This window comes from Kribbella sp. NPDC004875 (assembly GCF_042873375.1).
Taxonomy (GTDB): Bacteria; Actinomycetota; Actinomycetes; order Propionibacteriales; family Kribbellaceae; genus Kribbella.
On the sequence record NZ_JBIALI010000001.1, the window covers coordinates 1,148,134 to 1,170,936 of the forward strand.

Annotated in this window: 21 protein-coding genes; 10 read left to right on the forward strand and 11 right to left on the reverse strand. The window is 69.3% G+C overall.

The genetic code is table 11. From position 1 onward, the window contains the following. Window positions 1–19 precede the first annotated feature (19 nt). The 4 genes from sigM to ACFYRH_RS05490 form a co-directional block, all read right to left on the reverse strand. Window positions 20–742, reverse strand: a complete 723-nt coding sequence (sigM, locus tag ACFYRH_RS05475; protein WP_387768522.1) for an RNA polymerase sigma factor SigM — start codon at window positions 740–742, stop codon at window positions 20–22. Beyond that, window positions 739–2,409 (reverse strand): protein kinase family protein, encoded by a 1,671-nt coding sequence (locus tag ACFYRH_RS05480; protein ID WP_387768525.1) that lies wholly within the window; start codon window positions 2,407–2,409, stop codon window positions 739–741. Before ACFYRH_RS05480 ends, sigM begins: the two co-directional genes overlap by 4 nt. Before the next feature lie 103 nt (window positions 2,410–2,512). Then, the gene (murJ, locus tag ACFYRH_RS05485) at window positions 2,513–4,159 is read right to left on the reverse strand and encodes a murein biosynthesis integral membrane protein MurJ (RefSeq protein ID WP_387768528.1); all 1,647 of its coding nucleotides are present in this window, start codon (window positions 4,157–4,159) and stop codon (window positions 2,513–2,515) included. Then, on the reverse strand, window positions 4,152–6,452 hold the full coding sequence (locus ACFYRH_RS05490; RefSeq protein WP_387768531.1) for a hypothetical protein: 2,301 nt from the start codon (window positions 6,450–6,452) through the stop codon (window positions 4,152–4,154). The genes murJ and ACFYRH_RS05490 overlap by 8 nt, the downstream gene beginning before the upstream one ends. A 24-nt stretch (window positions 6,453–6,476) precedes the next feature. Between ACFYRH_RS05490 and ACFYRH_RS05495 the strand changes: the two genes are divergently transcribed. Continuing rightward, window positions 6,477–7,937, forward strand: a complete 1,461-nt coding sequence (locus ACFYRH_RS05495) for a CCA tRNA nucleotidyltransferase (RefSeq protein WP_387768534.1) — start codon at window positions 6,477–6,479, stop codon at window positions 7,935–7,937. Here the strand turns inward: ACFYRH_RS05495 and ACFYRH_RS05500 are convergent. After that, complete coding sequence (locus tag ACFYRH_RS05500) at window positions 7,934–8,695, reverse strand: aminotransferase class IV (RefSeq protein WP_387768537.1); 762 nt, start codon at window positions 8,693–8,695, stop codon at window positions 7,934–7,936. The genes ACFYRH_RS05495 and ACFYRH_RS05500 overlap by 4 nt on opposite strands. Before the next feature lie 18 nt (window positions 8,696–8,713). Here ACFYRH_RS05500 and ACFYRH_RS05505 point away from each other — a divergent pair, with 18 nt between their 5' ends. Next, window positions 8,714–9,325: a hypothetical protein gene (locus ACFYRH_RS05505; protein ID WP_387768540.1), complete on the forward strand. Its 612-nt coding sequence runs from the start codon at window positions 8,714–8,716 to the stop codon at window positions 9,323–9,325. Window positions 9,326–9,334: 9 nt separating this feature from the next. On the opposite strand, the gene ACFYRH_RS05510 is transcribed toward ACFYRH_RS05505, so the two are convergent. Next, window positions 9,335–9,787: a GNAT family N-acetyltransferase gene (locus ACFYRH_RS05510; protein WP_387768542.1), complete on the reverse strand. Its 453-nt coding sequence runs from the start codon at window positions 9,785–9,787 to the stop codon at window positions 9,335–9,337. Window positions 9,788–9,878: 91 nt separating this feature from the next. Here ACFYRH_RS05510 and ACFYRH_RS05515 point away from each other — a divergent pair, with 91 nt between their 5' ends. Together ACFYRH_RS05515 and ACFYRH_RS05520 are read left to right on the forward strand one after the other, a co-directional pair. Beyond that, window positions 9,879–11,150, forward strand: a complete 1,272-nt coding sequence (locus ACFYRH_RS05515) for an amidase (protein WP_387768545.1) — start codon at window positions 9,879–9,881, stop codon at window positions 11,148–11,150. A gap of 46 nt (window positions 11,151–11,196) precedes the next feature. Further along, window positions 11,197–12,660: a M81 family metallopeptidase gene (locus ACFYRH_RS05520; RefSeq protein WP_387768548.1), complete on the forward strand. Its 1,464-nt coding sequence runs from the start codon at window positions 11,197–11,199 to the stop codon at window positions 12,658–12,660. Window positions 12,661–12,903: 243 nt separating this feature from the next. On the opposite strand, the gene ACFYRH_RS05525 is transcribed toward ACFYRH_RS05520, so the two are convergent. After that, a complete protein-coding gene (locus ACFYRH_RS05525) occupies window positions 12,904–13,491 on the reverse strand; it encodes a TetR/AcrR family transcriptional regulator (RefSeq protein ID WP_387768551.1) in 588 nt (195 codons plus the stop codon). Window positions 13,492–13,548: 57 nt separating this feature from the next. Between ACFYRH_RS05525 and ACFYRH_RS05530 the strand changes: the two genes are divergently transcribed. Genes ACFYRH_RS05530 through ACFYRH_RS05555 form a run of 6 tightly spaced genes read left to right on the forward strand, consistent with a single transcriptional unit; the run spans window position 13,549 to window position 18,966 of the window. Next, complete coding sequence (locus ACFYRH_RS05530) at window positions 13,549–14,790, forward strand: acyl-CoA dehydrogenase family protein (protein WP_387768554.1); 1,242 nt, start codon at window positions 13,549–13,551, stop codon at window positions 14,788–14,790. After that, window positions 14,787–15,572: an SDR family NAD(P)-dependent oxidoreductase gene (locus ACFYRH_RS05535; RefSeq protein ID WP_387768557.1), complete on the forward strand. Its 786-nt coding sequence runs from the start codon at window positions 14,787–14,789 to the stop codon at window positions 15,570–15,572. Before ACFYRH_RS05530 ends, ACFYRH_RS05535 begins: the two co-directional genes overlap by 4 nt. Beyond that, window positions 15,565–16,614 carry a phosphotransferase family protein gene (locus ACFYRH_RS05540; RefSeq protein ID WP_387768560.1) on the forward strand — a complete coding sequence of 350 codons (1,050 nt, stop codon included), beginning with the start codon at window positions 15,565–15,567 and terminating at the stop codon, window positions 16,612–16,614. The genes ACFYRH_RS05535 and ACFYRH_RS05540 overlap by 8 nt, the downstream gene beginning before the upstream one ends. Continuing rightward, a complete protein-coding gene (locus ACFYRH_RS05545) occupies window positions 16,615–17,268 on the forward strand; it encodes a histidine phosphatase family protein (RefSeq protein WP_387768563.1) in 654 nt (217 codons plus the stop codon). It begins immediately after the preceding gene. Window positions 17,269–17,277: 9 nt separating this feature from the next. Continuing rightward, window positions 17,278–18,021, forward strand: coding sequence for an SDR family oxidoreductase (locus ACFYRH_RS05550; RefSeq protein WP_387768566.1), 744 nt, complete (start codon window positions 17,278–17,280; stop codon window positions 18,019–18,021). Continuing rightward, on the forward strand, window positions 18,022–18,966 hold the full coding sequence (locus ACFYRH_RS05555) for an LLM class F420-dependent oxidoreductase (RefSeq protein ID WP_387768569.1): 945 nt from the start codon (window positions 18,022–18,024) through the stop codon (window positions 18,964–18,966). An 82-nt stretch (window positions 18,967–19,048) separates the two neighbouring features. Here the strand turns inward: ACFYRH_RS05555 and ACFYRH_RS05560 are convergent, their stop codons facing one another. From ACFYRH_RS05560 to ACFYRH_RS05575, 4 genes are read right to left on the reverse strand one after another with little or no spacing between them, the layout of a single operon-like run. Then, on the reverse strand, window positions 19,049–19,471 hold the full coding sequence (locus ACFYRH_RS05560) for an MmcQ/YjbR family DNA-binding protein (protein WP_387768572.1): 423 nt from the start codon (window positions 19,469–19,471) through the stop codon (window positions 19,049–19,051). 7 nt (window positions 19,472–19,478) lie between these two features. Beyond that, complete coding sequence (locus tag ACFYRH_RS05565) at window positions 19,479–20,213, reverse strand: hypothetical protein (protein ID WP_387768575.1); 735 nt, start codon at window positions 20,211–20,213, stop codon at window positions 19,479–19,481. Next, complete coding sequence (locus ACFYRH_RS05570; protein ID WP_387768578.1) at window positions 20,210–22,096, reverse strand: sensor histidine kinase; 1,887 nt, start codon at window positions 22,094–22,096, stop codon at window positions 20,210–20,212. The genes ACFYRH_RS05565 and ACFYRH_RS05570 overlap by 4 nt, the downstream gene beginning before the upstream one ends. Further along, complete coding sequence (locus ACFYRH_RS05575) at window positions 22,086–22,799, reverse strand: response regulator transcription factor (RefSeq protein WP_387768580.1); 714 nt, start codon at window positions 22,797–22,799, stop codon at window positions 22,086–22,088. The genes ACFYRH_RS05570 and ACFYRH_RS05575 overlap by 11 nt, the downstream gene beginning before the upstream one ends. Window positions 22,800–22,803: the final 4 nt, after the last annotated feature.

Sequence of the window (22,803 nt, forward strand, 5' to 3'; positions counted from 1 at the left end):
GCTTCGACGGTGTACCCGCTCATTCGGTTCCCACCGCTTCCGCGGCGGACTTTTCCGGTACGTCGGATCCTCGGGAGGTCTGCCAGTGCCGCAGCAACGGGAGCAGCTTGGCGCGGCCCCGGGCGCAGCGCGACTTCACCGTACCGGGGGCGCAGTCCAGGATCGCGGCGGCTTCCTCGATCGAGTAGCCCTCCATGTCGACCAGCACCAGCGCGGCTCGCTGGTCCTCGTTGATCTGCTTCAGCGCGTTCAGGACGTCCAGCCGGCGCTCGCGGACCTCGGCGGGGTCGTCCTCGGCCGGTCCGGCCAGCTCGGCGGCGCGGTCCTCGTCCTCGGGCAGCGGGTCGGCGGCGCGCACCTGGCGGCGGCGGATCCGGTCCAGACAGGCGTTCACCACGATCCGGTGCAGCCAGGTGGTCACTTTGGCGTCGCCGCGGAACGAGTCCGCCCGGCGGAAGGCCGAGATGAACGCCTCCTGGAGCGCGTCCGCCGCCTCCTCGGGCTCGCCGAGGGTGCGGATCGCGACCGCCCACATCCGGTCCCGATGCCGCTTGACCAGGAACCCGAACGAGTCCGGGTTGCCGGCCACGTGCATCCGGAGCAGCTCGTGGTCGTCCAGCTGGTCGTAGCTGGTCGGCCCGGCGTTCGGGGCAGGCTGCGACGCGCCCTGGACCGGTTCGTCGGCGCCGATGCGCGGGACGTCCGGCCGGGGCGGCGGGGTGCCCTCCAGGTGAGCCGTCATTTCTGGATTGTGACCTCCGAGATCGTGCCCCGGTACTTGCCGCCGTCTTCCTTCGGCAGCTTCGTGAGCCAGATGAGCACGTACTGCGTCTCGGTCGGTGCCGAGGGGGTAAGGGTCACCGTACCCTCCGGCTGGTCCTCCTGAGTGGCCACCGGCTTCCAGCCATCCGCAGTGGTCGGCGCGGCGCCGCCGCTGCTCGCGGGGACCATCAGTTGCACGCTGGTGCCGTCGCCCTGCAGGGCGACCTGCACCTTCGACACCTCCGTCGGCGAGCCCAGGTCGTAGTAGATGCCGACACCGGGCTTCTGGCCACCGAGGTTCGCGCGGCTGTAGGACATCGTCGTCCAGGTTGTGCTGGCCTTGCCGTCGTAGGTGTTCTTGACGTCCTCGGGGTGCTCGGAGCCGTTGCCGCCGTCGGCCTCCGGGTCGAAGTCCTTGGCGCCGACGATCTTGGCCGGACCGCCGGTCGCCGTCGGCGGGGCGCTGGTCTGCGGCGGGGCGCTGGACTTGCCGTCACCGCTGTCGCCACTGCCCTGGTCGTTGTTCATCGCGCCCTTGAGCAGGAACTGCGCCATCGCGATCACCGAGAGCAGCGCGAGGATCGCGAGCAGGATCAGGATCCGGCCGCCCCAGGAGCCCTTCGGCTTCGGCTCGTCCTGTCGGCGCCGCCCGTTCCCGTTCGACGGGGGCGGGGGCTGGCGGCGTACCGGCCGGGTGTCGGTGGCGGGCTCGTACGCCGGTTGCGGAGCCTGGTACCCGTTCTGCTCGGCGTTGTACGCCGGCCGCGGCGTCGGGTCGAGCGCCGGCGGCGGGGGCTGCGGCACCACCTGGGTGGCGTCGTCGATGCTGCCGTTCTGCCGGGCGACCTGGACGGTCTCGTCCATCTGGTTCGGCGGCTCGTGCGAGCTGCCGACGACACCGGACAGCGCCGCGGACAGGCCGGCGGCACTCGTGATCGGCGGGGCGTGGTGCCGCGGCGGGTCGCCGAGCAGCCGGTCGCAGATGTCGTCCAGCGAGCGCGGTACGCCGGCGCGCACCTGCCGTGGGCTCAGCAGGCGGCCGTGCTCGACGGGCGCGGGCTGGAGTCCCCAGGCCGGCGCCGGGCCCGGCCAGCGGCCGGTCAGTGACGCGAAGAGCAGCTCGCCGAGCGAGTGCACGTCCTCTTCGGGCGAACCCGCGCCGGACGAGCGCAGCGCCGCCTCGGTGGCGACGCCGACGACCTTGATCGCGCCGGCGTCGGTGACCACGACGGTCGCCGGGCTGATCGCGCCGTGCGCGAAGCCGGTGCGGTGCAGGTTCTCGAGGGCCTCGGACACCTCACGGGCCAGCCAGCCCGCCTGCTGGCCGGTCAGCGGCCCGGTGCCGAGCATCCGCTCCAGGGTCCGGCCGCCGGCCCACTCGCGGACGCAGTACGTCACACCGTCGTGCATGTCGCAGTCGAGCACCCGGAGGAACCGCGGGTCGTTCGCCGCGGCGGCCCGGCGGGCGGCGTCGAAGAGCAGGTTGGTCCGCGGATCGCCCACCGGCAGCACGTCGACGACGACGGCCCGGCTGAGGACCTCGTCCACTGCTCGCCACACCCGCGCACCGTCGATCTCCGCCAGCAACTCGGCGATCCGGTAGCGCCCGGCCAGTAAGGCACCAGGGCTCACGGTCTGGTTCGACACGGTGTCTTTCGCCCTCCTAGATGCCCCAGCGGCCTGATCGCAGCCCCCATGCTAGTGCCCCGTTGACCTGACAAGTGGTGCACGAGTGCACAAGCGTCCAGGATCAGCGCCCGATCGGGAGCTTCGATGTGACCATGGACACCACGTCGTTCACTTCGTGGATACGGAGTACCCGCGACACGGCGGCGTACACCGGCAGCATCACGATGGCCGCGACGGCCAGTTCGAGGATGGCGCCGATGGGGCCGGACCAGTCGATCGCCAGGCTCAGCACCCAGAGCACCACGCGGCCCGCTCCGGCGCCGGCCACCGCGGCGATCACCATCGCGAGCAGCGGCAGACCGATTCCGGCGCCCGGCACCCGCGGTACCTTCCGGCGCAGTACCGGCCGGGAGATCAGGACGGCGACGAGGTACGCCAGCGCGTACGCCCCGCCGAGCACCACGCCGCTGAACCGCAGGTGCGCCTGGTCGAGCAGCACCCGGACCCCGATCACGGCCGCGGCGATGTTCGTCGCCGCGATCACGCACTGCAGGAAGAACGGTGTGCGGGTGTCCTCGAAGGCGTAGAACGTGCGGAGCTGGAAGTACTGGACGGTGAACGGGACGATGCCGAGCGCCAGCGTCATCAGCGTGTACGACATCAGCGTCAGGTTGTTCCTACCCGAGCCGTACCCGGCGATCAGCGTCACGATCGGATAGGCGAAGGCAACCATCGCGGCCGCCGCCGGGACCACGATCGCCAGTGTCTGGCGGATCGACCGGGCCGAGATCCGGCCCACCTCGGCGGTGTCGCCTTCGGCCGCGAGTGCCGACATCTGCGGCAGCGCGGCAGTCGCGAGCGAGACGGTGACGATGCCATGCGGCACCAGGATGATCAGCATCGCGGTGCTGTACGCGAACAGACCAGCCTTCGCGCCGGGGTCGTACGAGGCGCTGCCGGCGATCGCCAGCTGCGTGACGACGACCAGCGTCACCTGGTTCACGGCGACGAACAGAACGGTCCAGATGCCCAATCGGGCAGTGTGTCCCAGACCGGTGCCGCGGAGGCCGAACTTCAGCCGGTACCGGTGACCGCTCGCCCGCAGGTACGGCAGCAGCACGAGCAACTGGATCGCGATCCCGAGCGTGTGCCCGAGACCCAGCAGCAGCTCCTCGCCGTGGCTGTACGTCGGAGGGTTGTCGCCGACCCGGTAGATCAGCAGGAAGATCACGATCGAGGCGCAGGCGACGATGTTGTTCGCGATCGGCGCCCACATCATCGGACCGAACCGGCGGCGTGCGTTCAGCACCTGACCGACCAGTACGAACGCGCCGTAGAAGAAGATCTGTGGCAGGCAGAGCCGGACGAACATCACCATGTTCGCCTTCTCGGTCACCCGGGACGGGTCGTGCAGCTCCTTCGGCAGGTACAGCTCCGCGATCGCCGGCGCGAGCAGCACACAGCCGACCGTGACGACGGCGAGCACCACGAAGCCGAAGGTGAGCAACCGGTTGGTGAAGTCCTGGCCACCGTCGTCGTGGTTCTTGATCGCGCGCACCAGCTGCGGGACCAGCACGGTGTTGAAGACGCCACCGGCCAGCAGGATGTAGAGGCTGTTCGGGATCGTGTTCGCGGCGGTGAAGATGTCGCCGCGCAGCGCGGTGCCGATGGCGGCCGCGAGCAGGGCGATCCGGATGAATCCGAGCAGGCGGGACAGCACCGTTCCGGCTGCCATCACCGCCGCGGATCGCAGGGTGCGGTCAGCCATCCTTCGAACCGACTCCTTCTTTCAAGGTGGTGTCCTCGGCCGGAGCCGGCTTCGGAGCGGCGGCTTCGGGTACGCCGTCGCCTGCCGCCTCCGTGGTCTCGGGAGCGTCGCCGACCGCTGGGGTCTCTGCGGTCTCTGCGGTCTCCGAGGTCTCTGCGGCCGCCGCGGTCGGGTTGCGGCGCTCGCTGCGGATCCGGCGGTAGATGCGGACCAGCGACGTACCGAACAGCAAGGCGCAGGCGGCGCCGACCAGGATCCAGCCGACGCTGCCGTACTGGCTGGCCTGGATCAGCAGCTCCTGGGACTTGCCGACCGGCTTGCCGCCGGCGGTGATCACCTGGGCGTTGGCCCGGATCAGCCCGTTCTGCTCGGCGCTCGCGGTGATCCGCGGCGTCCACTTCTGCCCCGGCCCGAGGACCGCCGTCGGGAGCTGCGTGATCTTCAGGTCGGACCGGTTCACCGCCGTGACCGCGATGCCGACCCGGATCGACTTGTCGGTGTCGTTCGTGATCGTCAGCGGGAACGTGCCCTTGCTGCCTGCCAGGTTGACCTTGATCTCCTTGCGGAGCCCGCGGTCCACGCTGGCGTTCACCAGGTGCACCTTGCCGAGCTGCTGGTTCACCGAACCGAGCTCGATCGTGGTGAAGTGCCGGGCCTCTTCCGGGTACCCGCTCCAGGCCAGCGAGGCCGACCGCAGCCGGGCGTACGTCATGACCTCCGGCAAGGAGTTCTCGTCGACCAGCAGGTTCTGCATCGTGCTGGTCGCCTCGTCGAGCTGCCGGATCGCGCCCAGCTGGTTCTCGGTGAGTACGCCGTTGCTGCGCGGGGCCGTCGGCGCCTTGGTGGTCGGCGGGTCCGGAGTGGCCGCCACGACCGCGGCGACGTCAGTGGCCTTGATCCACGGCAGCGCCAGGTCGTGCGCCAGCTCCGCGGTGGCCGTCCCGTCGCTGTCCCAGCCGCGCGGCGGGAGGACGACGACCGACGCGTTGCCCGCGCCGCTCGCGGCGATCAGCGCTGTCTCGGCCGCGAACCGCTGGCGGACCTGGAGCGGGCTGGTGGCGGTCTCCGGGTCCGGGCCGCCGTTGGTGAGCGACGAGTTCGCGATGACGGTCTTCACCGCGTCCTTGGTGCCGCCCGGCGTGAGTACGTCGTACACGGGGTTGGAGGTCAGGACCGGGCGAGTGGCGGCGGACCAGGAGGAGCTGCTGACCAGGTTCAGGTCGTTGTCGCTCACGCCGGCGAAGCCGGTGGATGCCTCGGACAGGTACCGGCGCGCGGCAGCACCGCCCTCGAGCCACAGGCCGTTGGTGAAACTCGGCGGCAGGAAATAGCCGGAGGTCGTCTTGCGGGCCTCCGCGACGATCTTCCGCAACGGTTCGCCGGTGTCCAGCAGTCCGGCCACGTCGGGGTCGCCGAACGGCAGCAGGACGACCTGGTTGCGGGTCCGGCTCGCGTCGAACTCCTTCAGCCAGGCCGTCGCGGTTGCCTGACCGCTCCCCGGGGTCGTCTGGCCGTTGTCGCCGACGACGACGTACCCCTTCGCCATCTGGCGGATCTCGTTGAGCATCGCGGGGTCGACGAGCCAGGTCACCTTGCGCTGGTCGCCGAGCGCGAGCAGCCGGCCGAGCGAACCGTTCGGGCCGAGCGAAGCGGCCAGCGAGTCGTTCGCGAAGTTCTGGCCGCCGAGCTGCGTCGGCCGGTGCCGCAGCGGTACGACGAGGGCGGTGTTGACCACCCGCTTCAGCGGCTGCCGCCCGAGCACCGGCATCAGGGTCCGGGCGCGGCCGGCCATCACCCGGTCGCTGTTCGACGGCTTGCCGCGGAACGTGACGCCGACGACGTACGCGCCGGTCTCGGCGTCGACCCGCCATTCCTTCCACGGCACGGTGAGCGTGAAATCGACCGTTTGCTTCGGCGCCAGCGGCTGCTCGAACGGCCGGAAGGTCTGCGGGTCGGTGGTCAGGTTCTTGCAGCTGTCCCGGTCGTTCACCGGGATGTTCTGCTCGGCGGAGACCGCGTCGATGGCCGCGGTGCTGGCCAGCCGGGTCCGGTTGATACAGGCGAGCGCCTGCGGATCGTCGAACGTCACCGAGCTGGTGTTCGTCACCCGGCCCTTGATCGTCACCGTGTCGCCCGGCTTCGGGGCGACCGGTCCGAACGAGTCGATGGTGACCTGGACGGTCGGCTCGTCGGCCGGCGTCGCACCGGCCGGAACACCGAGAGTCGCTGCCGAAGCAGCAACCAGCAAGGAGGCACCCGCCACCGCGGGGAGCCTCAGTCGCCGTCTGAACACGCCGTCACCGTAACCTAGTTCCCCGTGTCACCCTTTGCCGACCAGTCAGCCTCCGCCGGATCGTTGCCCGCTGTGCAGCGGCGAGCCGTCCAGGCCTTGCTGGAACTTGCCCCGGTGGTCGACGAACTGGGCCACCGGTTCGCCGATGCCGGCCACGAGATCGCCCTGGTCGGCGGTCCTGTCCGGGACATTCTGCTCGGCCGGGGGAGCAAGGATCTGGACTTCACCACGTCAGCGCACCCCGACGTGATCGAGCGGTTGCTGTCCGGCTGGGCGGACCATGTCTGGGACATCGGCAAGGCGTTCGGCACCATCGGTTGTCGTAAGGGTGAGTGGGTCCTGGAAATCACGACCTACAGGTCGGAAACCTACGATCCCACCTCGCGCAAACCGGAGGTGGCCTACGGCGACAGCCTGGAGGGCGACCTGGCCCGCCGGGACTTCGCGATGAACGCGATGGCGGTGCGCTTGCCGTCGCGGCAGTTCGTCGACCTGTACGGCGGGATCGAGGACGTCGCGCACCGGCGGATCCGGACGCCGGGCACCCCGGAGGACTCGTTCTCCGACGACCCGCTGCGGATGATGCGCGCGGCGCGGTTCGCGGCGCAGCTCGGGTTCACGCCCGACCCCGCGGTCGTGCAGGCGATGCGGGCGATGGCCGACCGGATCACGATCGTGTCCGCCGAGCGGGTCCGCGACGAGCTGGAGAAGCTGATCTGCTCCGACCACCCGCGGATCGGGCTGGACCTGCTGGTCTCCACCGGACTGGCCAAGCACGTGCTGCCGGAGCTGCCCGCGTTGCGGGAGGCCGAGGACGAACACCATCGGCACAAGGATGTGTACCAGCACTCGCTCACCGTCCTCGACCAGGCGATCGATCTCGAATCGCGTCTATCAGTTCCGACGCCCGATTTCGTCGTTCGGTTCGCCGCGCTGATCCACGACATCGGGAAACCGAAGACCCGGAAGTTCGAAGGTGAGCGGAAGGTGACGTTCCACCACCACGACGTGGTCGGGGCGAAGCTGGCCCGGAAGCGGATGAAGGCGCTGCGTTTCAGCAACGAGCAGATCGACCAGGTCAGCAAGCTGATCGAGTTGCACCTGCGCTTCCACGGGTACGGCGACGGCGAGTGGACGGACTCCGCCGTACGCCGGTATGTCCGGGACGCCGGCGATCAACTGGAGCGCCTGCACGTCCTCACCCGCGCCGACTGCACCACCCGGAACCGGCGGAAGGCCGAGTCGCTGCGGGCCGCGTACGACGACCTCGAGGCGCGCATCGAGCGGTTGAAGGAGCAGGAGGAGCTGGAGGCGCTCCGCCCGGACCTGGACGGCAACCAGATCATGGAGATCCTCGGCATCCCGCCGGGGCGCGAGGTCGGCCAGGCGTACAAGTTCCTGATGGACCTGCGCCTCGACGAAGGCCCGCTGGGCGAGGACCGGGCCCGTGAGGCACTCCTCCGCTGGTGGTCCGAGCGCTCCTAGATCACCTGCGGGACCTCGGACGCGTAGGCCTTCGCGATCACCTCGGCCGACTCGGGGTGATCGGCGTACGACACGCTGTCGATCGCCGCGACCGGTAGCGCCGGGTCGATGGAGTTCGTCAGGTACGCGGCGTCGTACGTCGTGAGCTCGGTGAGTGGGACCGGGACGGTCTGGTAGGAATCCAGGCCGCGCTGCAGGACCTGCTGACGGATCCCGGGGAGCACGGGAGCGGCGGGGAAGACGAGGTGTGGGCCGCGGGCGAAGCAGATGTTCCAGATCGAGGCCTCGGAGATCTCGCCGGACTTCGTGGTGAACAGCGCGTCGTCGTACCCCTCGTGCGCCGCCCGGTGCGCGTAGTAGGTGAGGTCGAACGTGCCGGTGTGCTTCAGGTGCGGGACAGCGCGCTCGTGCTGGAAGGTGCGCAGGCGGATCGGCCGGGTGCCCGGGGTGATCGGTGCGCCGACGCGGGTGAGCAGGTGGAGCCGATGCGTGGCGAAGACGTTGACGCGGATCGACAGGTCGCCGGACTGCGCCTGGTCCAGCGCGGCCCGCAGGTCGGCGCGGACGCGCTCGGCCGGCAGCGGTTCGCCGAAGACCTCCCGGGTGCTGCGGTCCAGGCGTTCGAAGTGCAGGTCGAGCCCGTCGACGCGGCCGTCGCGGACCTGGAGCGAGGAGAAGTGGCCGAAACTGGTTGCACGCAGCAACACCGGATCGACAGTTCGCAACAGGGCTCCGTCCAGCAACAGGAAATCGTCCACGAGCACTAGTGTCCTGCCGTGGACGTGTGGAGCATCATCGGGTGGGGTGGATCCGCGCTGGTCGTGGTGTCGTTGCTGCAGACCCGGATCCTGCGGTTGCGGGTGCTGAACCTGATCGGTTGCGTGATCCTGGTCGGTTTCAACGCCGCCGTCGGCGTCTGGCCGATGGTCGGCATGAACGCGGTGCTGGCGGTCATCAACGTCGTGCACCTGTGGCGGCTGCTGCGGCACCGGCACGACGCGGCGGAGTACCAGGTGCTGCCGGTGCAAGAGTCCGACGCGTACCTGAGTTATGTCCTCGAGCGGCATGAGAAGGACATCACCCGGTTCAACCCCGGTTTCACACCGGGTGCGAGCCCGTACGCGTTCCTGGTCCAGCACGGTGATCGCACGGTCGGCGTCGTCCTCGCGCACGACGCGGGGGCCGGGCGGGCGCAGATCGATCTCGACTACGTGGTGCCGAAGTACCGCGATTTCACCCCGGGGGAGTTCGTGTACCGGCGCAGCGAGGTGTTCACCGACCAGGGCTTCCGGCAGGTCCTCGCGCCACCCCGGATGCGCGAGTCGGCGACGTACCTGAAGAACCTCGGGTTCCACCGCGACGGCGACGACCTGGTGCTGAACCTTTAGAGTCCTGGGTCAGTAGAGATCCTTGGCATAACAGAGCGAGGCGACCTCGTTCTCGAACGGCGGGTACGGCGGTGTTGGGCGGTATCCGTGGTTCGTGTAGAGCGCGATCGCCTCGACCTGCTTCGTCCCGGTCTCGAGCCGCAGCCGGGTCATCCCACTGCTCAGCGCTGCCGCCTCGACCGCGTCCAGCAGCACCCGCGACAGTCCCCAGCCGCGGGCGGACGGGACGACGTACATGCGTTTGATCTCGCCGAGGCCGGGCGCGACCGGTTGCAGGCCGACGCAGCCGACCGGCGCTCCGTCGACGGCGAGCAGCGTGAACGCGACGTCGGGGTGCAGAGCGACGAGCGGCTGGTCGGCGCCGTACATCGCCGCGAGCTCGGCCTGTTGCGCGGTGGTCAGGTCCAGGACGGCCGGGTCGGTCGGCGGCACCGCGCGCAGTTCGACTCCCTCGATCACCATGCCGTCGGACGGTAGCAACAGGGCATGACGCTGCTGTTTCCGTTTCCTCTCGTGCCTGGGAGGGGCGTGAGATCCGTGGTCTGATGGGCGCGTGAGGTCGCTCGAAGCTGTCGCCGCAGATGTCCGCGCCGGTGCACTCGACCCGGTCGAACTGGTCGAGGAGGCGTTGTCGCGGGCCACTGACGCTGCCGCGCTGAATGCCGTCGTACACCTCGATGCGGAGGGTGCACGCAAGGCCGCCGCCGCGCACGACCGGTCCGGTGCGCTCGCCGGCGTACCCGTGCTCGTGAAGGAGATCGTCGAGGTCGAGGGCCTCCCGTACCGCTGCGGCTCCGCGTCGATGGACGAGACCGATCGACACGACGCCGAAGTGGTACGTCGCCTGCGCGCGGCCGGGGCGATCGTGATCGGGCTGTCCCACACCCACGAGTTCGCCTACGGCTGCACCGGTACGTCGAACCGCGTCGGACCGTGCCGGAACCCGCATGACCCGTCGCGGATGACCGGGGGTTCGAGTTCGGGGTCCGCGGCTGCGGTGGCGGCCGGTGTGGTACCGCTGGCGATCGGTACGGACACTGCGGGTTCAGTGCGCATCCCTGCTGCGTTGTGTGGGGTGGTCGGGTTCAAACCGGCGTACGACACGCTGCCGGTCGACAGGGTGTTCCCGCTGTCGCAGAGCCTCGACCACGTCGGCGTACTCACGCAGACCTCGGCTGATGCCGCCTATGCATTGAGTGCGTTGGGCGGGCTGGGGGAGTTCGAGGTGCGGAAGCCCCACCTGGGTGTTGCTGCGAATCCGGAGTATCTGCAGGTCACGCCTGAGGTCGGTCGTGCGTGGTGCGCTGCGTTGGAGAGCCTCGACGTCGTCGAGGTGCGGTTGCCCGACTGGTCGGACAGCTTTGTCACCGCCGCCAACGTGCAGGGTCCGGAGGCCGTGGCCAATCACCGCGGCCGCACGCTGGACCGCTACCAACCCGATGTGCGGCAGCGACTGCGTGAGGCCGCAGAGGTCCAGCCGGCCGACTACGAGCTCGCCAAGCACCATGCAATAGCCATCACTGCGGAACTGGACGCTGTGCTGGAGCAGGTCGACGCCGTACTCCTGCCGACTGTTCTTACTACCGCACCTCTTATTACGGCGGCCGACACCGCGGACGGCGGGCTCGAGGTCCGCAAGCAGCTACTGAACAACACCCGTCTGGCGAACCTCACGCGCCACGCGGCCGTCAGCGTGCCGATCCCCGCCCAGGGCCTTCCGGTCGGCCTGCAGGTCATAGCTGCAAGCAACGAGCAGGCGGCCGCCGTGACCTGCTACCTCGAAGCCGGTGGACGGGTTTCGACAGGTGGGTTTGTCCAGATTTGAACGCCGGGCAGTGCGCGAAACGGCTCGGTTGTGGCAGGTTTTGGTCATGAACCTTCGGATCGGCATCGCCGGGATCGCCATCGAGTCCAGCACCTTCTCGCCGCACCGCGCCGGGCTCGCGGATTTCGACGTACGGCGTGGGGATCATCTGCTGGAGCGGTACGAGTTCCTCGGCAAGGACTGGGCGCAGGGCATCGAGTGGGTCCCGCTGCTGCACGCGCGGTCGCTGCCCGGCGGCGCGGTGCTCCCGGAGGTGTACGACGACCTCTCCGCGGAGATCATCACCCGCCTCGAGGGCGCCGGTGAGCTGGACGGGTTCTTCTTCGACATCCACGGCGCGATGAGCGTGGTCGACCGGCAGGACGCCGAGGCGGACCTCGCCACCCGGATCCGTCGCGTGCTCGGCCCCGACGTCCTGATGTCGGCGTCGATGGACCTGCACGGCAACGTGTCCCGCGAGCTCGGTACGGCGGTCGACCTGATCACGTGTTACCGGATGGCACCGCACGAGGACGCGATGGAGAGCCGCGAGCGCGCGCTGCGGAACCTGGTCGAGCGGCTGCGCTCGGGTCTCGGGAAGCCGGGGAAGGCGTGGATCCAGGTGCCGGTGCTGCTGCCCGGCGAGAAGACGTCGACGCGGTTGGAGCCGGCGAAGTCGATCTATCGCCGGGTCGGCGAGATCGCTGACGAGCCCGGCGTACTGGATGCCGCGGTGTGGGTCGGGTACGCCTGGGCCGACGAGCCGCGGTGCCGGGCTGCTGTCGTTGTCACCGGTGACGACGAGGCGCTGATCACCGAGCGCGCCCACGAGTTGGCCCGCCTGTACTGGGAGGCTCGCGACGGGTTCGAATTCGTCGCGCCCACGGGAACCTTGCACGAGTGCGTCGAGGCGGGTCTCGCGAGTACGGCGCGGCCGTTCCTGATCAGCGACTCCGGCGACAACCCGACCGCCGGGGGCGCCGACGACACGTCCTGGACTCTGACCGAGCTGCTCACGATGGAGGAGCTCACCTCCGGCAACGCAACTGCCATTCACGCGAGCATCGTCGACGCCGAAGCCGTCGCCGCGTGTGTCGCGGCGGGCGTCGGCAATCCCATGCAGGTCGCCGCCGGCGGCAAGGTCGACTCCGGACCGGCAGGCCCCGCCGAGATGTCCGGCACCGTGTTCTCGATCTCCGAGGACCCGGTCGGCGGAACGACCGCCGTGGTCAAGGTCGGCGGCCTGCACTCCATCCTCACCAGCCGCCGCAAGCCGTACCACCACATCGCCGACTTCACGCTGCTCGGCCTCGACCCCGCGTCGACGGACCTCGTCATCGTGAAGATCGGGTACCTGGAACCCGAGCTCTACAACCTCGCCGCCGACTGGCTGCTCGCCCTCACCCCCGGCGGCGTGGACCAAGACCTCCTCCGCCTCGGCCACCACGGCGTACTCCGCCCCCTCTTCCCCTTCGACCCGGACATGGCCGACCCGAACCTCACCCCCGAGCTCCTCCCATCCTCCAAGTAACCCACCCACACACCCGGCCCGCATCCCCGCGCGTCCGCCGCTGGCGTCCGCGCTGCGCGGTACCGGGTCCCGCGCCCGGCGTCCGCCGCGTCTCGGTTTCCTGTGGCGCTGTTCGAGGGGTTATCCCCTCGAACAGGGGGTTCTCCGCTGGTGCACCGACGAAGAACCCCCACGGCGAGGGGTTATCCCCTCGCGGGAGGTCGGGGCCCGCCGGGTGGGGCGTGCGCGGGTCGGCGCGGGCAGCTACAGCTTGCGGAGGGTGTGGAGGGCTTCGATGGAGTGGTCGATCAGGTAGTCCGCGGTGTACGGGCGGTCGTCCTCGAGGAGTCCTGACCACTCGATCGCGAGGTCCTCGGTGTACGCGAGCCACGCGTGGATCCGGAGGTACTCGCGCGACCTCGGGTGCTCGCCGACCTCGGGGGTGCCGAGGTAGGTGAGGATCCGCTTGGTCAGGCGGGCGCGGGTCTCGTCGTACACCTCGACGGCGAAGTCGTCGCCGCCGGCCGCGCCGCGGACGAAGGAGATGTACGCGGTACGCCGGCGCGCGATGAACGCGACGAACTGGACCAGCATCTCGCGCAACTGCTGCTCGGGTGCGAGCTTCTCGTCCGGCTTGGTGACCCGTAGCAGGCGGCGGCCGGCCGCCGAGATCACGGCGACGTAGTAGTCGCGCTTGCTCGGGAAGTAGTGGAAGAGCAGCCCGCGGGAGATCCCCGCCTCCGCCGCGATCGCGTCGATCGACAGGTCGTGGATCGGTTTGTCACGAAGCATCATCAGGCCGATCTTGACCAGCTGCTTCTTGCGTTCCTCCGCTGACAGACGGTGATCCATGCTATTGAGCATTGCTTAGAAGCTGAGCTACGGTCAAGGCGAGGGAGAGGAGTCTTGATGGGGTTCGAACCTTCGGCCCGGGCTCAGGATCTGATCGTGCGCGTAGCAGCCTTCCTGCGCAACGAGATCGAGCCGGTCGAGGAACAGCTGCACAGCGCGATCCGCGCCTCCGGTGACCCCTGGCAGCCGCAGCCGATGATCAAGGAGCTGCAGGCGAAGGCCCGTGCGGCCGGCCTGTGGAATCTGTTCCTGCCACCCGCCGAGCCGGGTAACGAGCAGTACGGCGAAGGTCTGAGCAACCTCGATTACGCCCCGATCGCGGAACTCACCGGCCGGTCGTTCATCGCGCCGTACATCTTCAACTGCAACGCGCCGGACACCGGGAACATGGAGGTGCTGCTCCGCTACGGCAACGAGGAGCAGCGCAAGCAGTGGCTCGAACCGCTGCTGGACGGCACGATCCGCTCCGCGTTCTGCATGACCGAGCCGGATGTCGCCTCGTCGGACGCCACCAACATGGAAGCGACCGCGATCGTCGACGGCGACGAGGTCGTGGTGAACGGCCGCAAGTGGTGGAGCACCGGCGTCGGCCACCCGGACTGCGAGCTCCTGATCTTCATGGGTCTCACCAATCCGGACGCGCACCGGTACGAGCGGCACACGATGGTCCTCGTCCCGCGCGACACCCCGGGGGTGAAGGTCGAGCGCCTGCTCCCCGCGATGCACCGGTACGACGAGCCGCACGGCCACGGCGAGGTTTCGTTCACCGATGTCCGAGTGCCGGCGGCGAACATCCTGGTCGGACCGGGCCGGGCGTTCGAGATCGCGCAGGGCCGGCTCGGACCGGGTCGGGTGCATCACTGCATGCGCCTGGTCGGCCTGGCGGAGAAGGCACTCGAGCTAGCGCTGCAGCGCGGCACCAGCCGGGAGGCGTTCGGCAAGCCGCTGGTCAACCTCGGCGGCAACCGCGAGCGGATCGCCGACGCACGGATCGCGATCAACCAGGCGCGACTGCTCGTCCTGCAGACGGCGTACCTGCTGGACACCCAGGGACTGGCGGGTGCGCTGAGTGAGGTCAGTCAGATCAAGGTCGCCGTACCGCGGATGGCGCAGGATGTCATCGACATGGCGATCCAGTTGCACGGTGGCGGTGGCCTGTCGGACGACTTCCCACTCGCGGCCGCGTGGACGAGCGCCCGCGCGTTGCGCCTGGCCGACGGCCCCGACGAGGTGCATCGTGGAGTCATCGCCAAGATCGAACTGGCGTCGTATCTCGCCGCAGCCCAGGAGGCGAAGTGAGTCGGGTCCTCGTTACCGGTGCGGCCAGTGGACTGGGTGCCGCACTGGTCTCACGGTTCGTTGCTGAGGGCCACCAAGTGCTGAGCACCGACGTGTCCGAGGACGGCCCGGACAGCGGTACGACGTACCGCAAGCTCGACGTCCGCACCCCGGAGGACTGGGATGCCGCGGTCGCCTGGTGCGAGCAGAACTGGGGTGGCCTGGACATCCTGGTGAACAACGCGGGTATCGCGACCGGCGGCCGGATCGACGTCGAGACGCTGGCCGAGTGGGACCGGGTCGTCGACATCAACCTGATGGGCGTGGTCCGCGGCTGCCGTGCGTTCACGCCACTGTTCAAACGGCAGCGCTCCGGTCACATCGTCAACACCGCCTCCGCCGCGGGGTTGGTGCACCCGCCGATGATGAGCTCGTACAACACGGTCAAGGCCGGCGTCGTCGCGCTGTCCGAGACGCTGTCGCACGAGCTCTCGCCGTACGGCGTGACGGTCTCGGTGGTCTGCCCGTCGTTCTTCCGGACCAATCTCGCCGACTCGATCCGCGGCGCGGACACCGCGATGGGTGTCACCGCACGGCAGCTGATCGAGAAGTCGCCACGGTCCGCGGACGACATCGCGGCCGTCGTACTCGCCGGGATCAAGAAGAAGCGGCGGCTGATCATCCCGGACCGGCCGGCGCAGCTCGCCTGGCGGACGAAGCAGTTCGCCCGTCCGCTGTACGACCGGCAGATGCGGAAGATCGCGGCGCGGGCGCGGCAGCGTGCTGAGGGCCAGGATGGGTGATGGCGCGCGGGAGGTCCGCGCGGAGGACGCGTTCGACGTGCCCGCGATGGACACCTGGCTGCGTGGCCGGACCGCACTGCCGGCCGGACTGCCTGAGGTCAAACAGTTCTCCGGCGGCGCGTCCAACCTGACCTATCTGCTGCGGTACGACGGCCACGAGCTGATCCTGCGCCGCCCACCGGCCGGGACGAAGGCGAAGAGCGCGCACGACATGGGGCGCGAGTTCCGCATCCAGCGGGGCCTGAAGCCGGTGTTCCGGTACGTCCCCGAGATGGTTGCGCACTGCAACGACGACGCGGTGGTCGGCTCCGAGTTCTACGTGATGGAGCGGGTCGTCGGCACGATCCCCGGACACCACTCGCTCGGCGTCGACCTCGCTCCGGAGCAGACCCGCCAACTCGGCTTCACGCTGATCGACACGCTTGCCGAGCTGCACTCGGTCGACCCGTCGGCCGCGGGTCTCGAGGATCTCGGCCGCGGCGCCGGGTACGTCGAGCGTCAGGTCACCGGTTGGTCCGATCGCTATCGCAAGGCGAAGACCTGGAACGTGCCGAGCTACGAGCGCGTGATGACCTGGCTCGCCGCTCATCAGCCGGCCGACGTCCGGACGTGTGTGATCCACAACGACTTCCGGCTCGACAACGTCGTCCTCGCGCCGGACGATCCGCTGCGCGTCGTCGGCGTACTGGACTGGGAGCTGGCCACGCTCGGCGATCCATTGATGGATCTCGGCGGTGCGCTCGCGTACTGGGTGCAGGCCGACGACGACTGGGCGTTCCGGCGGTTCCGGCTGCAGCCCTCGGACGTGCCGGGCATGCTGACCCGGGCCGAGATCGTCGAGTACTACACGAAGCAGTCCGGGCTCGCGGTGGACAACTGGGCATTCTACGAGGTGTTCGGGTTGTTCCGGCTGGCGGTGATCGCGCAGCAGATCTACTACCGCTACCACCACAAGCAGACCCGGAACCCGCGCTTCAAGAACTTCTGGCTGCCGGTCAACCTGCTCGAGCGGCGCTGCCGCGCGATCATCCGGCGGGCTTGAGTGGCCGTCATCTATCTGGTCCGGCACGCGCAGGCGTCGTTCGGCGCGCGGGACTACGACAAGCTCTCCGCCGTCGGTGAGCAACAGGCTGCGCGGCTCGGTCGGACTTTGGCGGATGTGAAGCCTCAGCTGGTCGTGTCGGGTTCGATGCGGCGGCATCAGCAGACCGCTTCGCTGGCCGGTTTCACCGCCGAGGTGGATCCCGGGTACGACGAGTTCGATCACCAGGAGGTGATCGTGGCGCACAAACCGGCGTACAAGCGGCACGCTGTGATGGTGGCCGACCTGGCGAGGAGCGGTCGTCCGCAGCGGGCGTTCCAGGACATGTTCACCGCGGCGACGCAGCGCTGGATCGACGGTGGTGACGGTTACACCGAGTCGTTCGCCGCCTTCTGCGAGCGGTCCGAGGCAGCGGTACGGCGTACCGCCGGCCGGCTCGGCAAGGGCGAGACGGCGCTCGTGTTCACGTCCGGCGGGCCGATCGCGGCGGTGGTGAGCCGGCTGCTGTCCGGTGGTGACGGGCTGTGGGCCAAGCTGAACCCGGTGACGATCAACTCCGCGATCACCAAGGTGGTGTCCGGGCGTGGCGGGCTGACTGTGGTGAGCTACAACGAACATGTGCACCTCGGCGCCGACCTGCTCACGTACAGATAAGGACTCCCGATGCGACGGAACATCCTGATCACCGGCGCCAGCTCCGGTCTCGGTGCGGAGATGGCCCGGCAGTTCGCGGCGAAGGGCCACGACCTGGCGCTGACCGCACGCCGGACCGAGCGGCTGAAGACGCTCGAGGCCGAACTGGCAGAGCGTTATCCACAGATCAAGATCGTTATCCACAGCCTGGACGTGACCGATCACGACCAGGTGTTCGAGGTGTTCCGGGCGATCGACGCCGAACTGCCGCTGGACCGGATCGTCGTCAACGCCGGCCTCGGCAAGGGCGCGCCGCTCGGCACCGGCCGGTTCGACGCGAACCGGGAGACCGCGCTGACCAACTTCGTCGGCGCGCTCGCGCAGGCCGAGGCCGCGATGGAGCTGTTCCGCGCGCGGAACGCCGGTCACCTCGTGCTGATCGCGTCGATCTCCGCGCTGCGCGGGTTCCCCAAGACGGTGACGACGTACGCCGCCACGAAAGCCGGGCTCGCGTCGCTCGGAGAAGGGCTGCGGCTGGAGTTGCTCGGGAAACCGATCAAGGTCAGCACGATCTATCCCGGGTACATCCGGTCGGAGATGAACGAGCGGGTCAAGAACACGCCGTTCATCGTCGACACCGAACCCGGCGTACGGGCGATGGTGGCCGCGATCGAGGCGGAGAAGTCGAAGGCCTACGTGCCGGCGTGGCCGTGGGCGCCGCTCGCTCAGGTGATGCGGTTCGCGCCGCTGCCGCTGCTGAAGAAGCTGATCTGATTGCGTTGGGGGCTGACGGTCCCGCTGACCGGCGTACCGCTGCGGGATCACCGGGAACTCATCGCTGAGCTGTTCTCACTGGGGTACACCGATCTGTGGTCGGCCGAGGTGGCGGGCGCGGACGCGTTCACGCCACTCGTGCTCGCGTCCGAGTGGGACTCACAGTTGCGGTTGGGGACGGCCGTCGTACCGGTGCACACGCGCGGGCCGGCGGCGCTCGCGATGAGTGCCGCGGCGCTGGCGGATCTGGCGCCGGGGCGGTTCGCGCTCGGGATCGGGGCGTCGTCGGAGACGATAGTGACCGGGTGGAACGGGATCTCGTACGACCCGCCGCTGGCGCGGACCCGCGACGTACTGCGGTTCCTGCGGCAGGCGTTCGCGGGGGAGAAGGTCGACGGGGAGTTCGACAGTTTCACCATCAAGCGGTTCCGGCTGGAGAAGGCGCCCGACGTGCCGCCCGCGATCATGCTCGCCGCGTTGCGTCCCCAGATGCTCCGGCTGGCCGCCCGCGAGGCCGACGGCGCGATCACCAACTGGCTCTCCGCGGACGACGTACGCCGCGTGCGCGCCGAGCTCGGCCCCGGCAAGGAGCTCGCCGCCCGCATCTTCGTCTGCGTCACCGAGGACGCCGAGATGGCCCGCAACATCGGCCGCTACCTGATCGCGACGTACCTCACCGTCCCCGGGTACGCCGCCTTCCACGACTGGCTCGGCCGCGGCGACGCGATGAAACCGATGCGCGACGCCTGGTCCGCCGGCGACCGCAACGCCGCGATGGCCGCCGTACCCGTCGACCTCATCGACGACCTCATCGTCCACGGCACCCCCGACGAATGCCGAGCCCACATCAACCGCTACGTGCACAACGGCCTCGACACCCCCATCATCGCCACCCTCCCCACCAACACCAACCTCCTACAAACCGCCCGAGCCCTATCCCCCTAACCCCCTAACCCCCTAACCCGACGGCTGCTGGGTTTGGGGAGTGCGGCTGGTCGATTCGGGTGTGTAGGACTCCCCGGTTCGGTCAGGTCAGGCGGTGGTCTTTGAGCCAGGTGGTGGCTCTTCGGGTCGAGGCTCGGGAGAGCCAGGCGTCTTGGATGATTTCGGTGAGTTCCCGGCGGGAGATCTGGGCGAGGTGGGTGGCTCGGATCAGGACCGAGGGGTGGCCGTCGAAATGCGGCGTGGTGAAGAACGGGGTGGAGTCGTCGGAGACGAGGGCCAGTTTCTCGTCCTCGGATTCGACCCAGATCATGATCACGTCGTCGTACTTCTCGCCGGTGCCGGGGTCGACCGCGTCCGGGCGCGGCGTGCGGAAGAAGACGAAGGACTTGCCGCCGACCTGGTAGACAGGGCGGTCGGTGCCGTCGTCGCGTTCCCACTTGGTGACGTGCGGCATCGACGACGCGATCTCGTGGACGTCGGCCAGCCGGGCCTTGCGCGGAGCCATCGGCAGGTCAGCGCATCGTCGTCAGGCGCACGCAGAGCTGAGCGGGCGGTTGGTCCATGATGTCGACGGTACCGGTGCGAGGGACCGGACCCTTCGTGGTGCCGGAGAACGGGACCGAGATCTTCGGGTAGTAGGTCTGCGTCGCGTACGGCTTGCCGTTGACCACCAGCTTGGTCGGTGGGTCGATCATGAAGACCAGCAGGCCGTCGAGGATCTTCCGGCTGTCTTCGCAGCCCAGGGCGAGGGCGTGCGTGCGGTCGGCGGCGTTGACGTAGGCGAGGAACCTGGTAGCGAGCGCCGTGGCCTCGGTCAGCCGTGGGGCGGCCGCTGGTGTGGTCGCGGTGGTGGTCGAGGGGGTCGGGCCGCCACTCGGGCCGCCGCTCGGGACGGAGGTCGGTTCGGCGGTCGGGTTCGGTCGGCTCGGGGCGGTGGACGGCTGGGTCGGGCCGCCCGCGGTGTCGTCGTCGCTCGCGAGGCGGGTGGCGAGGATGCCGACGGTGAGCAGAACCAGTACGCCGATGACACCGAGCACGGCGTACAACAACGTCCGCCGCGGCCGCGGCCCACCGGGTCCGCCCGGTCCATAGCCAGGCCCGCCGGGTCCATACCCCGGACCGTACGAGGGCGCGCCCGGCCCAGGCCCGCCGTACGGCGGTTGCGTGAAACCTGGGGGCTGGTTCGGTGGTTGTTGCTGCCAGCCACTGTTTGGTGGACCGTAGGGCTGGTTCGGTGGCTGGGTCATCCGGTCAGTGTGGCAGCCGCAGGGATCCATACCGTGAACGTCGACCCCGACCCCAGCCGACTCGTGACCGTAACTCGGCCGCCGTGCGCCTCGGCGAGGTGTTTGGTGATCGCGAGGCCCAGCCCGCTCCCGCCCGTACTCCGGCTCCGCGAGTGCTCCGCCCGATAGAACCGGTCGAACAGATGCGGCAGGTGCTCCTCCGCGATCCCCGCGCCGTTGTCGGTGACCGTCAGCGTGTAGCCGTCGTCCACCCGCCGTACGCCGACGACGACCTGCCCACCCGGCGGCGTGTACCGGATCGCGTTCGCCACCAGGTTGCCGAGCGCCTGCCGGATCCGGGCACTGTCGACAACCGCCGGCGACGGCCCCGCGGCCTCGGAGGTCAGCGTGACGCCGGCGCCATCGGCCGCGGGTCGCTGCGCCGAGACCACCTGTTGCGCGAGTTCGGCCAGGTCGCGAGGTGCCGGATGCAGGCGCAGCATGCCGGCGTCCGCGAGCGCGAGGTCCTGAAGGTCGGCGACCAGGTGCTCGAGCAGGTCCGTCTCCTCGAGCAGCGACGTGACGAGCTCGCGGTCCAGCGGTACGACGCCGTCCTCGGACGCGACCAGATAGCCCTTGATGTTGGCCAGCGGTGTCCGGAGCTCGTGGGCGACGTCGCTGACCATCGCCTTGCGCTGGAAGTCGTGCCGCTGGATCGCTTCCGCCATGTCGTTGAACGCGTGCCCGAGCCGGGCGACCTCGTCCTTCCCGCTCACCGGTACCCGCGCCGCGTGATCACCGTTCCGCATCCGCTGCGCCGCGCCGGTCAGCGCCACGATCGGCCGCACCAATCGGCGTCCGGCGAAGAGCATCACCAGTGCGGCGATCAGCAGTACGCCGAGTGCGGTCGCGGCTGTCCGCAGCAGGCCTTCACCGGAGAACACGTTGAACGTGCTCTTCGCCCCGAGGTACAGCTTCGCGGGTGGAGCGACGTACGGCGTCAACGCCTGGACGCGGGCCTGGGTGGTGCAGTCGTTGAACTTGTCGGTGAGGTCGTCCTTGGTCTTGGGCTCGACCGACTTCAGGCCCTCGTAGTCGCTGATCTGGTACTTCAGGTTCGCCGCGTCCAGGCAGGCGGTCGACCGGCGTACCTCGTCGTCGTTGACGATCTTGGCCTTGGCGCTCGGGGCGTACAGACCGGCCGGAACGCAGGCATCGTCCTTCGCGGCGGAGCCGGACTTCTCCAGCACGCGGACGCCGGCCAGTGACTGTGTCGACTCGATCATCACCTGCGGGACGTTCGCGCCGGCCCGCATGACGCGCGCGGACTTGCCCTTCGCCCCGTAGCAGGTCACGGCTTGCTGGGCGAGGGCCTCGCGCTCCTTCTGTTCCTTGTCGGTCATCCCCCAACCGGGGTAGGCGATGAACGGCGGAGCCGCCGAAGCGGTCGAGACGAACCCGCCCGCGGCGCCGGCGGCCACGGTCTTCCGGGCCGAGTACACGGCCATCGTGCCGGACAACCCGGCGAGTTTGGAGACACCCGAGCTGCGCGCGTCGATGATTGCCGCGGGCACCGACGGGAGGTCGGGCGCGGCGCCGAGCATCCGCGCCGAGTCCGCGATCACCGAACCGTCGTCGGTCGTCACCGCGACCCGGCGTCCGAGCTTGTCGGCCAGGTCGTGCACCAGTTTGTCGACCCCCGACCAGGTCGGATGGTCCGAGGCGTACCGCGACAACTCGGCGTAGATCTCGCCGTCGACCTGCAGTTGGCCGGTGTTCGCGTCGATCTCGCCCTGCAGTTTCTCCGAGGTGCTGTACGTCGCGATCACCGCGGTCGCGATGACGGCCCCGAGCGCCACCGCGAGCGACAGCCCGAGGAACCGGACCAGCACGCTACGACGCATTGCTCGCAACCACCTTGTCCGCGAGCTTGTACCCGACGCCGTACACGGTCTTCAGGTACGCCGGTGAGCCTGGTGACGGCTCGATCTTCTTGCGCAGGTTCATCACATGGACGTCGACCGTCCGGTCGAACACGTAGTGGTCGAAGCCGAACGCGTGCTCGAGCAACTGCTGGCGGGAGAACGCCCGTCCGGGGGAGGCCGCCAGACAGGCGAGGATCTTGAACTCGGCCGGCGTCAGCTCGATCAGGTTCCCGGCCAGCCGGACCTCGTGCCGGCTCGGGTCGATCTCGAGCTCGCCGACCCGGTACACCTCGCCCTCGGCGCGGATCCGGGTCCGGCGCAGCACCGTCCGGACCCGGGCGACGAGCTCGCGCGGGTTGTACGGCTTGGTCAGGTAGTCGTCCGCGCCCAGGTCGAGCCCGAGCAGCAGGTCGTCCTCGGTGGAGCGGGCGGTCAGCATGATGATCGGGACCTCGAGCCCGTTGTCCGGGTCGGCGCGCAGCACCCGGCAGACGTCCAGACCGTCGACCTTGGGCATCATCACGTCGAGTACCAGCAGGTCCGGACTGCGCCGGCGGGCCTCGTCGATCGCGGCCCGCCCGTCGTGCACGACGACGGTCAGGTGCCCTTCCCGCTCGAGGTACCGCCGGATCAGCTCCGCCTGCTTCAGATCGTCTTCGGCAACCAAGATCCGCGCTGGCATGGCT

Bases quoted from the DNA above. Each gene is read 5' to 3' on its own strand.
- sigM (WP_387768522.1), bottom strand. From the start codon at position 742: ATGACGGCTCACCTGGAGGGCACCCCGCCGCCCCGGCCGGACGTCCCG.
- murJ (WP_387768528.1), bottom strand. From the start codon at position 4,159: ATGGCTGACCGCACCCTGCGATCCGCGGCGGTGATGGCAGCCGGAACG.
- ACFYRH_RS05510 (WP_387768542.1), bottom strand. From the start codon at position 9,787: ATGGTGATCGAGGGAGTCGAACTGCGCGCGGTGCCGCCGACCGACCCG.
- ACFYRH_RS05520 (WP_387768548.1), top strand. From the start codon at position 11,197: ATGAACCTTCGGATCGGCATCGCCGGGATCGCCATCGAGTCCAGCACC.
- ACFYRH_RS05525 (WP_387768551.1), bottom strand. From the start codon at position 13,491: ATGGATCACCGTCTGTCAGCGGAGGAACGCAAGAAGCAGCTGGTCAAG.
- ACFYRH_RS05530 (WP_387768554.1), top strand. From the start codon at position 13,549: ATGGGGTTCGAACCTTCGGCCCGGGCTCAGGATCTGATCGTGCGCGTA.
- ACFYRH_RS05540 (WP_387768560.1), top strand. From the start codon at position 15,565: ATGGGTGATGGCGCGCGGGAGGTCCGCGCGGAGGACGCGTTCGACGTG.
- ACFYRH_RS05550 (WP_387768566.1), top strand. From the start codon at position 17,278: ATGCGACGGAACATCCTGATCACCGGCGCCAGCTCCGGTCTCGGTGCG.
- ACFYRH_RS05560 (WP_387768572.1), bottom strand. From the start codon at position 19,471: ATGGCTCCGCGCAAGGCCCGGCTGGCCGACGTCCACGAGATCGCGTCG.
- ACFYRH_RS05565 (WP_387768575.1), bottom strand. From the start codon at position 20,213: ATGACCCAGCCACCGAACCAGCCCTACGGTCCACCAAACAGTGGCTGG.
- ACFYRH_RS05570 (WP_387768578.1), bottom strand. From the start codon at position 22,096: ATGCGTCGTAGCGTGCTGGTCCGGTTCCTCGGGCTGTCGCTCGCGGTG.
- ACFYRH_RS05575 (WP_387768580.1), bottom strand. From the start codon at position 22,799: ATGCCAGCGCGGATCTTGGTTGCCGAAGACGATCTGAAGCAGGCGGAG.